The 12257-nt window shown below is 68.5% G+C and carries 16 protein-coding genes; 12 read left to right on the top strand and 4 right to left on the bottom strand.

The features are described from left to right. Window positions 1-2: 2 nt before the first annotated feature. From ACP7AI_RS05920 to fliD, 10 genes are all read left to right on the top strand, one after another. Complete coding sequence (locus tag ACP7AI_RS05920) at window positions 3-512, top strand: flagellar basal body-associated FliL family protein (protein WP_426165107.1); 510 nt, start codon at window positions 3-5, stop codon at window positions 510-512. Beyond that, complete coding sequence (locus tag ACP7AI_RS05915) at window positions 509-1225, top strand: hypothetical protein (protein WP_426165105.1); 717 nt, start codon at window positions 509-511, stop codon at window positions 1223-1225. The genes ACP7AI_RS05920 and ACP7AI_RS05915 overlap by 4 nt, the downstream gene beginning before the upstream one ends. Then, window positions 1222-1506 (top strand): flagellar motor switch protein FliN, encoded by a 285-nt coding sequence (gene fliN, locus ACP7AI_RS05910; protein ID WP_426165103.1) that lies wholly within the window; start codon window positions 1222-1224, stop codon window positions 1504-1506. Before ACP7AI_RS05915 ends, fliN begins: the two co-directional genes overlap by 4 nt. Then, a complete protein-coding gene (locus tag ACP7AI_RS05905) occupies window positions 1503-1694 on the top strand; it encodes a flagellar biosynthetic protein FliO (protein ID WP_426165101.1) in 192 nt (63 codons plus the stop codon). The genes fliN and ACP7AI_RS05905 overlap by 4 nt, the downstream gene beginning before the upstream one ends. Beyond that, a complete protein-coding gene (gene fliP, locus ACP7AI_RS05900; RefSeq protein ID WP_426165099.1) occupies window positions 1691-2350 on the top strand; it encodes a flagellar type III secretion system pore protein FliP in 660 nt (219 codons plus the stop codon). Before ACP7AI_RS05905 ends, fliP begins: the two co-directional genes overlap by 4 nt. 11 nt (window positions 2351-2361) lie before the next feature. Continuing rightward, window positions 2362-2634 (top strand): flagellar biosynthetic protein FliQ, encoded by a 273-nt coding sequence (locus ACP7AI_RS05895; protein ID WP_426165097.1) that lies wholly within the window; start codon window positions 2362-2364, stop codon window positions 2632-2634. Beyond that, a complete protein-coding gene (locus tag ACP7AI_RS05890; RefSeq protein ID WP_426165095.1) occupies window positions 2631-3350 on the top strand; it encodes a flagellar biosynthetic protein FliR in 720 nt (239 codons plus the stop codon). Before ACP7AI_RS05895 ends, ACP7AI_RS05890 begins: the two co-directional genes overlap by 4 nt. After that, complete coding sequence (locus ACP7AI_RS05885; protein WP_426165093.1) at window positions 3351-4475, top strand: EscU/YscU/HrcU family type III secretion system export apparatus switch protein; 1125 nt, start codon at window positions 3351-3353, stop codon at window positions 4473-4475. It begins immediately after the preceding gene. Window positions 4476-4588: 113 nt separating this feature from the next. Continuing rightward, window positions 4589-5239 (top strand): PEPxxWA-CTERM sorting domain-containing protein, encoded by a 651-nt coding sequence (locus tag ACP7AI_RS05880; protein WP_426165091.1) that lies wholly within the window; start codon window positions 4589-4591, stop codon window positions 5237-5239. Between the two features lie 43 nt (window positions 5240-5282). Further along, window positions 5283-6683 carry a flagellar filament capping protein FliD gene (fliD, locus tag ACP7AI_RS05875; RefSeq protein ID WP_426165089.1) on the top strand — a complete coding sequence of 467 codons (1401 nt, stop codon included), beginning with the start codon at window positions 5283-5285 and terminating at the stop codon, window positions 6681-6683. A gap of 64 nt (window positions 6684-6747) precedes the next feature. Here the strand turns inward: fliD and ACP7AI_RS05870 are convergent, their stop codons facing one another. After that, window positions 6748-7746, bottom strand: a complete 999-nt coding sequence (locus tag ACP7AI_RS05870; RefSeq protein WP_426165087.1) for a sigma-54 interaction domain-containing protein — start codon at window positions 7744-7746, stop codon at window positions 6748-6750. A 285-nt stretch (window positions 7747-8031) separates the two neighbouring features. Here ACP7AI_RS05870 and ACP7AI_RS05865 point away from each other — a divergent pair, with 285 nt between their 5' ends. Next, on the top strand, window positions 8032-8745 hold the full coding sequence (locus ACP7AI_RS05865) for a hypothetical protein (RefSeq protein WP_426165085.1): 714 nt from the start codon (window positions 8032-8034) through the stop codon (window positions 8743-8745). Window positions 8746-8769: 24 nt separating this feature from the next. Further along, window positions 8770-9135 (top strand): bleomycin resistance protein, encoded by a 366-nt coding sequence (locus ACP7AI_RS05860; protein ID WP_426165083.1) that lies wholly within the window; start codon window positions 8770-8772, stop codon window positions 9133-9135. Window positions 9136-9246: 111 nt separating this feature from the next. Here ACP7AI_RS05860 and ACP7AI_RS05855 read toward each other — a convergent pair whose 3' ends face one another. The 3 genes from ACP7AI_RS05855 to ACP7AI_RS05845 form a co-directional block, all read right to left on the bottom strand. Then, entirely contained in the window at window positions 9247-9720 is a 474-nt protein-coding gene (locus ACP7AI_RS05855; RefSeq protein WP_426165081.1) for a BLUF domain-containing protein, read from the bottom strand. 121 nt (window positions 9721-9841) lie between these two features. Continuing rightward, complete coding sequence (locus ACP7AI_RS05850) at window positions 9842-10816, bottom strand: alpha/beta fold hydrolase (protein ID WP_426165079.1); 975 nt, start codon at window positions 10814-10816, stop codon at window positions 9842-9844. Beyond that, window positions 10817-12202 (bottom strand): cytochrome P450, encoded by a 1386-nt coding sequence (locus ACP7AI_RS05845; protein ID WP_426165077.1) that lies wholly within the window; start codon window positions 12200-12202, stop codon window positions 10817-10819. Window positions 12203-12257: the final 55 nt, after the last annotated feature.

Here is a 12257-nt window from a genome sequence, read left to right as displayed (position 1 = left end):
CCATGTCCGATGCCCCCGCCACCGATGCCAGGCCCGCCAAGCCCAGGGGTCGTCTTGCCAAGCTGCTGTTCATTCCGCTGGCCTTTGCCGCCGGGGCCGGCGCGGGCGGGTTCGGCGCCGTCATCGCCGCGGGCAAGCTGGGCCTTGGCGATGATGGCGGCGGCCATGACGCGGCGCCCACCGCCAGCGTTGCCGCGCCGGTCGAGTATATCGAGATCGACACCGCCTTCACGTCCAACCTCGTCGATACCGGGCGCTACCTGCAGGTCCGGCTGTCGGTGTCCACGACCGGCGGCCCCGATGTCGTCGCCGCCATCGCGCGGCACAAGCCGGCGCTCGTATCGACGATCCTGTCGGTGCTCGGCGAACTGTCCGAAAACGACGTCGCCGATCGCGCCGGCAAGGACAAACTGCGCGGGCGGCTGAAGATCGCCGTCAACGACATGCTGGCGCAAAAGGGCGTCGCCAACGGCGTCGACGAGGTCTTCTTCATCTCGCTGGTTGTGCAATGAGCGACCTGCGTATCCGGTCCGAGGCTGCCAACGAACGCTGGGTGGAGGCGTTCCTGCCGCCCCGCGCCGATGCCAGCGACCGCCCTGGCGGCGACGATGGCGACTTCGCGCCGTTCCTCACGGCCTGTGCCCGCGCGCTCGCCACGCTGTTCGGGGCGCCTGTCGAGATATTGCCGGCCCGGCCGCGCGATCCGGCGGCGCCGCGCATCGCGGCGGAGCTGGCCGGCTTGCTCGCCGGCGTGCGCATGGGCGGCGATGCCACGCGGCCGGCGGTGGTCGGCGGTGTCGCCCAGGTGCGCTATGCGCGGATCATTGCCGATACGCTCGACGCCTGTGCGGTCCGGGTGTGGCCGGCGGCATCGAACGCAGCGGGCTATGACCTCGATATCAGCTGCGGCGCGGTCAGCGGCCATGCCCATGTCCCGGCGCCGCCGCCGCTGGCCACGCTCCACGCGGCGGTGCCGGCGTCATTGCCGCGGCGCGACGACCTGCCGCTGCGGTTGCGCGTCGAGCTGGCCAGCGACCTGGTGCTGGTGTCGAGCCTGTTGCCGCTGCGCGCCGGCGGCGTGCTGCCGATCAGCCCGCGGCCCGAAATGCCGCTGATCATCGGCGATCACCGCATCGGCCGGGTCACGGTCGTGCCGCATGCCAACGGCAGCCAGCAGGCCAGCATCGTCGCCATCGGCGTCGAACATCGGGGGGAACGACCATGAATGCCGAAACACCCGGCGGGTTCCACGCCGATGAAAGCGTCGGGCTGGGCGCCTTTGGCGCCATCACGGTGCGACTTTCGGTGGAGGTCGGTGCCATCCGCATGACCCTGCGCGATGTGCTGGCGCTGGAGGTCGGCAGCGTTCATGCCCTCGATCGCCGGGTCGACCAGCCGGTCGATGTGCTGATCAACGAACGGCTGATCGCCCGCGGCGAGATCGTCGCCATCGGTGACCGGTTCGGGGTCAAGCTGACCGAGATCGTGCCGGGGGCGGCGGCATGACGGCGCTGCTCGATCGGCTGCGGGCGGGATTGAAGCTGCCGGCCGGCCCCGCCCATGCGCGGGTGCTGCAGGCCGTACCGCTGGGGCCGGGGACGCGGCTGCTGGTGGTGGAATTCGCCGGCCGGCAGGTGCTGGTCGGGCAGGGGCGCGGCGGTTTGGTGGCACTGGCACAGGGCGACGCCGCATGACGCCTGCCGTAACGGCGAGCCTGCCGAGCCTGTCGTCTTCGCTGCAGATCCTGCTGCTGATGTCGGCGCTGACGCTGCTGCCGGCGGCGCTGTTGATGATGACCTGCTTTACCCGCATCGTCATCGTGCTCGCCATCCTGCGCCAGGCGCTGGGCCTGGGGCAGAGCCCGCCCAACCAGCTGCTGGTCGGCATGGCGCTGCTGATGACGGTGTTCGTCATGCAGCCCAATCTCGATCGCATCTATACCGCCGCCTATCAGCCGATGGTGGCCGGCACGCTGGGCGCCGAGGTGGCGCTGGCGCGGGCCGGCGACGAGCTGAAGGGCTTCATGCTCGGCCAGACGCGGGAGGCGGACCTGCGCAAGTTTGCCGAGATCGCGCACAGTGGCCCCTATGCCAGCCCGGCCGATGTGCCGCTGCCGGTGGTGCTGCCGGCGTTCGTATCGAGCGAACTGAAAACGGCGATGCAGATCGGATTCGTGGTCTATTTGCCGTTCCTCGTCATCGACCTGATCGTATCGTCGGTGCTGATGTCGCTGGGCATGATGATGGTGTCGCCGGCGACTGTCAGCCTGCCGATCAAGCTGGCGCTGTTCGTGTCGATCGACGGCTGGACGCTGATGCTGGGGTCGCTGGCCAAGAGTTTCGGGGGGTGACGGGCGGCGAGATGCCCGACGATCGCGTGCTGGAGGAGATCGCGCGCGCCGCGGTGTTGCTGTTCGCGCAGGATGCGGCGCTGTTCCTGGTGCCGGTGCTGGTCGTCGCCGTCATTGTCGGGCTGGTCCAGACCATATTTTCCGTGAACGAGAACAGCCTGTCGTTCCTGCCCAAGCTGGCGACGCTGATCGCGGTGATGGGCATCGCCGGCGGTGCGGTGATGCAGGGGCTGGGCGATTTCATGACCGGCGGGCTGATCGACATCGTCGGCGCAATACGGTGATCGTCGACATCCCGGCCTTCGACGGCCTTGCGCTGATGCAGCGCTTCACGCTCGCCGGCGTACGGCCACTGGCAATGCTGGCGCTGCTGCCGGGCTTTGCCGGGGCGGTACTGCCGTGGCGGGCGCGTCTGGCGGTGGCGGCGGCGCTGGCGGTGTTCACGGCGTTCGGCCCTTCTGCGGTGCCGTTGACGCTGGCGATGCTGCCGGGGGAGGTGCTGGCCGGGTTGCTGGCGGGCCTTGCGGTGGCGCTGGCCTTTGCCGCGGCGCAAATGGCGGGGGAGGTCGCGGCGCAGATGATGGGGCTGGGCTTTGCCAGCTTTCCCGGCGCCGGCGGCAATGTCTCGGTCGTCGGCGGGCTGTTCGCGATGCTGATGTGGTGCGCCTTCCTGACCGGCGACGGTCATCTGCTGCTGTTTTCGACGCTGGTGGCCGGCCAGCAGTTGCTGCACCCTGGCGGCGTGACGCTCGACCTCGTCGCGGCCTATGGCGCGGTGATGTTCGCCGGTGGCTTGCGCATGGCGCTGCCGGTGGTGGCGCTGCTGCTGCTCGGCAACCTGCTGGTGGCGGTGGCGTCGCGGTCGGCGCCGCAGCTGGGGTCGATGGCGGTCGGGCCGGCGGCGCTGCTGCTGGCGTTCGTCTGGGCGCTGCCGCTGCTGTTCGCGGCGCTGATGGGCCGGGCGCGGCTGACGCTCGATGCCGCCTGGGGGCTGCTCTGAATGGCCGAGACCGACGCCGAGAAAACCCAGGCGCCGACACCGCGGCGGCGGGAGGAGGCGCGCAGGCAGGGCAACATCTGGCAGCCGCGCGAACTGGGGCCCGCCGCGGCGGTGGCGACGGCGGCGCTGGCGATGATGGTGGGTGGCCCGGCGCTGTGGCAGGCGCTGGGGCAATATCTGGCGCTTGCGCTCGACAGCGCGGTGCCGATGGCGGACGACAGCCTGCCCGTCGGGGAACTGGCGGGGCGGCTGCCGCTGGGGCTGCCGGTGGCGCTGGCCGCGATGGTGGCGCTGGTGACGGCCGGGCTGCAGGTGGCAGCGTCGCGCCATGTGACGCTCGCCAGCCTGGCGCCCAAGGTCGGACGGTTGAGCCCGGTGGCGGGGCTGAAGCGGATCTTCTCGATGACCGGGCTGGGTGGCGCGGTGACGGCCGTGCTGAAACTCGCCGCGGTGGCCGGCGTCGCCGCCGTCGTCGTGCTGCCTCTGGTGCCGGTGCTCGCCAACATCGGGGAGGGCGGCGGCGCGCTGGCGGTGATCGGCGCCGCGGTGGCGCGATTGTTCGGCGCGGCGGCGTTGGTGCTCGCAGGCGTCGCGCTTGTCGACGGCGGCATCTCCTTTGTCATCCGCGAGCGCAAGCTGATGATGACCCTGGATGAAGTGAAGCGCGAGAGCCGGCAGAACGATGGCGCGCCCGAGGTCAAGGCGGCGATCAAGCGCGCGCAATATGCGGCGGCGACGGGGCGGATGCGGTCGAGCCTGAAGGATGCCAGCGTCGTCGTCGTCAATCCGACGCATTTTGCCGTGGCGATGCGGTACCAGCCGGGCAGCGACGCGGCGCCGATCGTGGTCGAAAAGGGCCGGCTGGAAATGGCGGCGGCGATCATCGCGGTGGCGCGCGAGCTGCAGGTGCCGGTGATCCGCACGCCGCGCCTGGCCCGCGCGCTGTTCTTCACGGCGCGGCCCGGCGAACCGGTGCGCGAGGAGCTGTTCGCCGCGGTGGCGACCATCCTCGCGTTCGTGATGAGTTTCGAGGCACCCGAGGCCGAAGCGACGCCGCCGGTGTTCGTGCCGCCGGCGTTCGATTTCGACGAGGCGGGCGCGCGGCGCAAACCCGGCGGCGGGTGACTGGCACATAAGGTGCCCTTGCGCTTCATAAGGCTTAACTCTTTCTGGAACTTTGTTTGCAGCGGTAAACGATTCTGCTAAGGGCTGTGCCGGGCAATTGCAGGGGTGCAAGCATGAACATGAAGATGGGTCTGGTGGCGGCTGTGGCATTCGGCGCGCTGGCGCTGGCGCCGGCCGGCATGGCGGCGGCCGCGGTCATCGATGTCGGGCCGCAGACGGGGACGTTCACCAGCAACACGCGCGGCTATTGGTTCACGGCGCCGGTCGATTTCTACATCACCGGGCTGTTCGTGCCGACCGATGCCAGCATCGCCAACCAGAACATCGCGGTCCTCCGGCTGAGCGCTGCGCCACCGCAGTTCGCGGCAACGACCAACGATTTCACGACGCTGGCGCTGATCCGCGATAACAGCAGCGCCGGCTTCATCAGCACCAGCATCCAGTTCCTCGCCGGCGACGTCGTCGGCATCCTGGGGAGCCGTGGCACCACCAACTCCTATGGCGCCGGCAACTACGCCTCGGCCATCGGCGGCAATGCGGTCACCCTGGCGCGCTTCGGCATGCAGTTCCCACTGGCGACCGTCGATCCCCAGGACCTGTGGACCGAAGCCGGTGGCTCGATCAGCCGCGTCGAATTCAGCTATGAACTCGGCCGCCTGGCGGCGCCCGGTGTTCCGGAACCCGCTAGCTGGGCGCTGCTGATCGCCGGCTTCGGCCTGACCGGCGCTGCCATGCGCCGCCGCCGGGTTGCTGTTGCCGGCTGATCGGGATCGCTAAAGAGATCGGAGTCCTGGCCGTGATGTGGCCATGGACTCCATTATCTCCACTCTTGGCGCCGGATCGGGCATCGATACCAAGGCGCTGATCGACGGGCTGGTGGCGGCCGAGAAGTCCGCGCGCCAGACACCGCTGACGACCAAGGCGGCGGCGCTCGACGCGCGGATCTCGGCGCTAGGCCAAGTGCGGTCGGCGCTGCAGGGCATTGCCACCTCGCTCGAAACGCGGGTCGGCAACGGCGTGCTGGGTCTGGCACCGCAGAGCAGCAATGTGGGTGCGGTGACGATCGCCGCCTTCGGCACCGGGCCGACAGGTGCCTTTGTTTCATCCCTGACCGTCAATCGGCTGGCGGCGGCACAGCAGCTGGCCGGCCCGGCGCTGGCCGGCGCCGATGCGCCGGTGGGCGAGGGGACGCTGACCATCGGCTTCGGTACGCGCACCGCCAATGGCGACGGCAGCTTCGGTTTTGCCGGCAATGGCAGCGCCGGGGTCGACATCGTCATCGATGCCACCAACAACACGCTGACCGGGCTTCGCGACGCCATCAACCGCAGCGGCGCCGGCATCACCGCGGCGATCGTTGCCAGCAATGGCCAGGCGACGCTGAGCCTGCGCGGCCGCGAAGGCGCCGCCAACGGCTTCATCTTGAGCGCGGCGGGCGACCCGGCGCTGGCGCGGTTTTCCTACACGCCGGGGGCGCCGGCGATGGCTCTGGTGGCCGGCGCCGTCGACGCCGATCTCGGCCTCGACGGCATCGCGGTGACGCGGAGCAGCAACGTCATCGACGACCTGGTGGCCGGCACGCGCATCCGGCTGGTCAAGGCCGACGCGGCGCCGGTGACGATCAGCGCGGCGCGCGACGGCGCCCAGATCGGCACGACGGTCGCCGACCTGGCGTCGGCGCTGTCGGCGATGCGATCGCTGGTCGGCGATTTCCGGAAAGGTGCCGCCGGCAGCGAGGCGCCGGGGGCGCTGGCCAACGACGCGACGGCGCGGCTGCTCGACCAGCGTCTGGCCGCGCTGGTGGCGACGCCGTTCGCCGAGGCCAACGGATTGCGGCTGCTCGATCTCGGGGTCTCGGTCAGCCGTACCGGCGAAATTGGCTATGACGCGGCGCGCTTTGCCCGGCTGTCGCCGACGCGGCTGGGTGATGCCGAGGCGCTGCTGAAGGCGCTGGCAGCGCCGGCCTCGGCAAGCCGGCCCAGCCGGCTCCAGTCGATCGCCGCGCTGGCAACGCCGGCCAGCCAGGGCCTGGCGCAGCAGAAGGCCGCGGTGACCGCGCGGCTGGCGCGCGAGGATGCCCGGCTGGCGACCTATCGCGCGACGCTGACCCGCCAATATGGCGCGATGGAGCGGCTGGTGGCGGCGTCGAAGGCGGTGGGGTCGCAGCTCGACCAGCAGATCAGGGCCTGGCAGAACCGGGACAGTTGAGAACTTGATGTGGTGTAGTGTCCTCCCGGCGAGCCTTCGGCGCGCCGGGAGGACAGGTGGGAGGTTAGCCCGCCGTCCCGATGTGCAGGCGCCGCATCTTCTCGATCAGCGTCGTCCGCTGCAGGCCGAGCAGCTTGGCCGTGGCGGCCACGGCGCCGCCCGACGCTGTCAGCGCCTCGGTGATATAGGCCGCTTCGAGGTCGGTCAGGATGCGTTTCAAGTCGATGCCGGCGTCGGGGATCGGTTCGGGCGTCGGCGTCGCGGACCGGGGGGCGGGGGGCGTGAACCCGCGCAGCAGCCGGGGCAGCAGCTCGGCGCCGATGATCTCGCCCGGGAAATGCGCCTGGGCGCGTTCCACGAAGTTCTTCAGTTCGCGGACATTGCCCGGCCACGCCTGCTGCATCAGCAGGTCCTCGGCGGCGGCGGTGAAGCGGACCGGCTGGCCGGGCAACGCCGCGGCGAAATGGCGGATCAGCAGCGGCACGTCCTCCGGCCGATCGGCGAGCGCCGGCATCTCGATGCGGATGACGTCGAGGCGGTAGAGCAGGTCGCAGCGGAAATCGCCGCGGTCGATGGCGGCGAACAGGTCGACGCTGGTGGCGGCGATGACGCGAACGTCGACGGCGATCGGCAGCATGCCGCCGACCCGCTCGACGACGCGGGTTTCGAGGGCGCGGAGCAGCTTGGCCTGCATTGCGGTCGCCATGTCGCCGACTTCATCGAGGAACAGCGTGCCGCCGTGGGCCGCCTCGAAGCGGCCGGGCCGGGCCTTGACGGCGCCGGTGAAGGCACCGGCCTCGTGGCCGAACATCTCGCTTTCGAGCAGGTCGGGTGCGACAGCGGCGCAGTTCAGCGCGACATAGGGCCGGGCGGCGCGGCGGCCGCGCTGGTGCAGCAATTGGGCAACGACGTCCTTGCCGGAGCCCGACGGGCCGGTTACCAGCACCGAGGCAGCGGAATCGGCGAGTTTTTCGATCTCGTCCCGAATATCGGCAATTGGCTTGCTGGTACCGACAAGTCGGGCGAGATGATCGGCAGGAACAAGTTCACGACGTGTAGACATGATGCTATCCAGCAGAGTGGTTAACTACTCTTTAACACTTTCGCGAATTACTCGCTGTTCCTCCTCACAGCTTATGATCTAGACTAGAGGCGAAACGAAGTTCTTGACCATGGAAGTTCTGCCGAAATGACTGCCTCAAGCCCGATTGCGACCCATGATTGGAGCCGTAATGGCGCAAAAACCACGCCTGTTAGGGTTTTAACGAGCAGTGAGACGTGGCCCGGTACGCCGGTCGATGCCGGCTCCGGGTGGGTGGTCATCCGTCAACCGCTTGAAATCCTGCGCATGACGCGCGGCGCCGACGGCGATTGCCTGGCACTGGAAAGCGGCGATCTGGCGGCTTTTTCTGTGGATGAACTCGCGGCTTGGGGTCTGCCTGTCGTGCTCGTGCTGGGGGCCAGCGGCGACGACGCGACACGCCGCCTGCCGGCGCTGGCCGATCGTGCCGACGGCTTTGTCTTTGCCGACGACGATGCGGCGACGATCCGCCAGGTCGTGGCCGGGATCACCGCCGGTACGCCGGCGCTGCAGGTGCGCGACCTGTCCGACGGCACCGCCCGCACCATCAACGCGCTGTCGGTGGAGGCCGGACGCATCGCCGACGCCCTGGCCCGGCTGGCGGACCAGCAGCGCGACGGTGGCGTTGCCCAGCAGCCGGTCGATGCGGTATTCGTGCGGCGACTGCTGAAGGTGCGACGCGACCGCGACCGCTTCTTTCCGGCCGAGATTTTCGCCGATCCGGCCTGGGACATGCTGCTCGACCTGATCGCCGCGCAGCTGGAGGGCAAGCCGGTGCCGGTATCGAGCCTGTGCATCGCCGCCGCGGTGCCGACGACGACCGCGCTGCGCTGGATCCGCAGCCTGTCGGAAGCCGGGCTGTTCGTCCGACAGACCGACCCTGCCGATGCCCGGCGGACCTTGATTTCGCTGGCGCCCGACGCCGCCGAGGCGATGCTGGCCTGGCTGCGGCTGTTTGCCGGGCAATTCGCGGTGCGATAGGCTGATGACCGTGGAGCCATCGCCATGGTCGATCATGCAACGCCGAACCTGCCGTCCCGCGATTTCGAGGCGACGGCGCAATTCTATGCCCGGCTCGGCTTTGTCGAAAGCTGGCGCGATCCCGGCTGGATGATCCTGCGGCGCGGCGACCTGGTGGTGGAGTTCTTCCCCTACCCCGGCCTCGACCCGGCGACGAGTTCGTTCAGCTGCTGCTTCCGGATGGACGATGTGGGAGCGTTCTTCGACTTGGCGGTGGCGGCCGGCGTGCCGGTGCAGACGACGGGCTGGCCGCGGGCGCATCGGTCGAAGCGCGAACCCTGGGGCGGACTGGTCGGCGCGCTGATCGATCCGGACGGCACGCTGGTGCGCCTCGTGCAGGAGGACGGTTAGACGGCTTGACATTTATCACCGATATGGTTATATAATCCGGCGCGCCGTTCTTTGACATCGTGAGTATCGACAGGGCGGGTGGCTCCGCGTGTGGGCCCCACGACGGCGCCATCAACTGCGCCCAAGCGTGTCCAGCGAACCCCGATCGAGGTGCTTCAGGATACGCCGCAATGCCGCGATGCTGCTTGCGTTTTCAGCGCTTTCAAGCGCCTCCTGCAGCACCGCGCGGATGTCGTCGGCGCCGACCCGCTCCATTTCCCAGTTCGGATACAGGCGCTCGCGCTTCTCCATGCTCCGGTCCAGCACGACGATGTCGTAGTGCCGCGGATCATCGTGAAGGCTGGCGACCAGGGTGTTCACCTCGGCAGGCGGGCCCTCGATCCACTGGAAGAAAACGCCGCTGCCGAACACCAGGACCCCGGTGATCTGGCGTTCGACATTGCGGCGTTGCGACCGTTCGATGAGGCGGTCGACCTCGACATCGTCGACCCCTTCGGCGGCACGGCTGCAATAAACGAACGTGTCGAGAATTTGCGCGTCGGGATCCCCGTCGGGGCCTCGCGGAAAACCAATTTCGTCGAACATCGATTGGATCGCTTTGTCTGTGGCGGGCAGGCCGTGCCGGCCGGCAACTCGGCGTCGCCTTAGCGCATCTTTCCGCACCGGGTAAGAAAGCATCGGACGTCCCGTTCCGAGCCTGCGTCTGTTACCGGGCGGGCGTCACCTGCTCCAGCAGGCCCAGCACCGGTGCCAGCGACCGGTCGGGGGCTTCCTCCATCGGGATATGGCCGACCTGGTCGAGGATGGTGACGCGGGCGTTGGGCAGGTGTTTGGAGAACCAGTCGGCGGAGCTGACCGGGATCAGCTTGTCCTCGCGGCCCCAGATGATCTGGGTTGGCATGGTGACCGACTTGAGCAGCGCCGTGTCGTCCTGGCGCTTGTAGCCGGCGAAGCGGTCCATGGTGGCGCTGCGGTTGCCGGGATAGCGCAGCAGTTCCCAATAGCGGTCGACGGCGGCGGGGGTGACGATGCTCTGCACGCTGACCGACTGGTGCAGCGACTGGTCGATCATGCTGCGCGGCAGGACCGAGGCGAGCAGGTCGCGGATCACCGGCATGCCGGCGATGCGGAAGCCGATGGGCGGGGTCGATTCGCCGGGTTCGGGTTCGCCGACGCTGTCGACCAGCACGAGGCCTGCGACCTTGTCGGGATGCGCCGCAGCATAGTGCCAGGCGACGCCGCCACCCATCGAATTGCCGGCAAGGGCAAAGCGGGTGAGGCCGAGGCGATCGACGATCTTTTCGGTGACGGCGACATAGCTGGCCTGCGAATAGTCGCGCGACGGCACCGGGCCGGACAGGCCGTGTGCCGGGAAATCGAAGCTGATGACGCGGTACTTCGGCGTCAGCCGCGCCACCCAGGGTTCCCAGGTGTGCAGCGAGGCGTTGGAGCCGTGCAGCAGCACGATCGGGAAACCATCGCGCGGGCCCTCGTCGCGCAGGTGGATGACGGTGCCGGGCGCGATCTCGACATAGCGCGACGCCGGGCTGCCGTATTTGGCGCGCAGGTCTTCAACCGGGATGTCGGGCACGTGGAAGGCGACGAACAGCCCGGCGATGAGCAGGACGAGGGCGCCGGCGCCGATGGCGATGCGGCGCGGCCAGCGCGACTTGGTGGCCATTCAGAGGCGCTCGATGCGGATCGGCAGGCCGTCGCGCGGCTTGGGGATGGGGAACATGATGAATTCGCCCTTGTAGCCGTCGCCCGGCACGATGCGATGTTCGGCGAGCAGGTGAAAGAAGAAGGATTTGACCTGCATATAGGCGAAATGCAGCCCCAGGCACATATGGCCGCCGCCGCCGAACGGCACCCAGGCATATTTGTGCCGGCCCCTGGAGTTTTCGGGCGTGAAGCGCAGCGGATCGAACCTGGCGGGTTCGGGCCACACATCGGGGAGGCGGTGGGTCATCATCGGGTTGACCCCGACATGGCTGCCGGCCGGAATACGGTGGTTCATGAACACGAAGTCCTTCAGCGCGCGGCGCGGCATCGATGGCACCGGCGGGATCAGGCGCAGCGATTCCTTGAAGACCAGTTCCATGGTTTCCATGTCGGCGAGTGTTTCATAGGTCAGTTCGCCGGCGGTTTTTGCCTTGATGCCAAGGATTTCGGCGCGGATCCTGTCCTGCCATTCGGGATATTGGCCGAGGAAGTGCACCGTCGAGGTGATCGACGAGGTGGTGGTGTCGTGCGCCGCCATCATCAGGAAGTTCATGTGATCGATGATGGCCTGGTCGGTCAGCTGGACGCCATCGTCGTCGGTGGTGTTGCAGATCTGGGTGAAGATGTCGTCGCCCTGGCGGCCGCGGCGCTTGGGGATTTCGCGGCCGAAGAACTCGCTCATATATTCGCGGCCCTTGACGCCGCGGCGCATGGCGGTGAGCGGCAGCGGCTTGCGGATGACCGCGACGGACGCGAGCACCATGTCGACGAACGCCTTGTTGATCTTGGCGGCATCGGGCCCCCAGGGCACGCCGAGGAAAGACGCGGCGGCAAGGTCCAGCGTCAAAGCCTTGATCGCCGGGTAGAATTTGAAATCGCCCTGGCCCGGCCAGCCGGCTATGCCGCGGGTGATGCCGGAGTTGAGTTCGCCGAGATAATGCTTCATCGGCTCGGTCTTGAAGGCGACCGACAGCGCCTTCCTGTGGATGCGATGCTCGTCGAAATCCATCAGCATCAGGCCGTGCGGGAACAGGTTCTCGAGCACCGGATTCCAGCCGAGCGATGACGAGAAGATCTTGTCCTTGTTGAACAGCACCAGCTCATTGGCTTCCGGGCCGATCATCGACACGCCCCAGCCGCCGAAATCCTGGCGGCGGAAGACGCGGCCATAGGTTTCCACCATCTTCTGCGAGCGGCCGAGCGGGTCCTTGAGGAAATCGATGGTGCGCAGCACCGGCATCCGCGCCGGCGTCATGCCGGGCAGGTGGGCGAGGTCGGCAAAGCTCGGTTCGGGCAGGTCGGCCGGAATGAAGGCGGAGGCGGGGTGCGGGGCGTTCATCGTCATGCTCTCCTGTATGCGGAGCCGTGATACGCAAATGCCCGGCAGTTAACAACAGGGC

The sequence above is a fragment of the Sandarakinorhabdus sp. DWP1-3-1 genome (assembly GCF_049896705.1).
In the GTDB taxonomy this organism is placed as follows: Bacteria; Pseudomonadota; Alphaproteobacteria; order Sphingomonadales; family Sphingomonadaceae; genus Sandarakinorhabdus.
Note: the sequence above shows the minus strand (reverse complement) of the source record. Positions and strands in the feature narration are given on the sequence as shown.

What these genes read in the sequence shown, in the direction of transcription:
- ACP7AI_RS05920 (WP_426165107.1), top strand. Translation starts at nt 3, where the DNA reads ATGTCCGATGCCCCCGCCACCGATGCCAGGCCCGCCAAGCCCAGGGGT.
- ACP7AI_RS05915 (WP_426165105.1), top strand. Translation starts at nt 509, where the DNA reads ATGAGCGACCTGCGTATCCGGTCCGAGGCTGCCAACGAACGCTGGGTG.
- fliN (WP_426165103.1), top strand. Translation starts at nt 1,222, where the DNA reads ATGAATGCCGAAACACCCGGCGGGTTCCACGCCGATGAAAGCGTCGGG.
- ACP7AI_RS05905 (WP_426165101.1), top strand. Translation starts at nt 1,503, where the DNA reads ATGACGGCGCTGCTCGATCGGCTGCGGGCGGGATTGAAGCTGCCGGCC.
- fliP (WP_426165099.1), top strand. Translation starts at nt 1,691, where the DNA reads ATGACGCCTGCCGTAACGGCGAGCCTGCCGAGCCTGTCGTCTTCGCTG.
- ACP7AI_RS05895 (WP_426165097.1), top strand. Translation starts at nt 2,362, where the DNA reads ATGCCCGACGATCGCGTGCTGGAGGAGATCGCGCGCGCCGCGGTGTTG.
- ACP7AI_RS05885 (WP_426165093.1), top strand. Translation starts at nt 3,351, where the DNA reads ATGGCCGAGACCGACGCCGAGAAAACCCAGGCGCCGACACCGCGGCGG.
- ACP7AI_RS05880 (WP_426165091.1), top strand. Translation starts at nt 4,589, where the DNA reads ATGAACATGAAGATGGGTCTGGTGGCGGCTGTGGCATTCGGCGCGCTG.
- fliD (WP_426165089.1), top strand. Translation starts at nt 5,283, where the DNA reads ATGGACTCCATTATCTCCACTCTTGGCGCCGGATCGGGCATCGATACC.
- ACP7AI_RS05870 (WP_426165087.1), bottom strand. Translation starts at nt 7,746, where the DNA reads ATGTCTACACGTCGTGAACTTGTTCCTGCCGATCATCTCGCCCGACTT.
- ACP7AI_RS05865 (WP_426165085.1), top strand. Translation starts at nt 8,032, where the DNA reads ATGACGCGCGGCGCCGACGGCGATTGCCTGGCACTGGAAAGCGGCGAT.
- ACP7AI_RS05860 (WP_426165083.1), top strand. Translation starts at nt 8,770, where the DNA reads ATGGTCGATCATGCAACGCCGAACCTGCCGTCCCGCGATTTCGAGGCG.
- ACP7AI_RS05855 (WP_426165081.1), bottom strand. Translation starts at nt 9,720, where the DNA reads ATGTTCGACGAAATTGGTTTTCCGCGAGGCCCCGACGGGGATCCCGAC.
- ACP7AI_RS05850 (WP_426165079.1), bottom strand. Translation starts at nt 10,816, where the DNA reads ATGGCCACCAAGTCGCGCTGGCCGCGCCGCATCGCCATCGGCGCCGGC.
- ACP7AI_RS05845 (WP_426165077.1), bottom strand. Translation starts at nt 12,202, where the DNA reads ATGACGATGAACGCCCCGCACCCCGCCTCCGCCTTCATTCCGGCCGAC.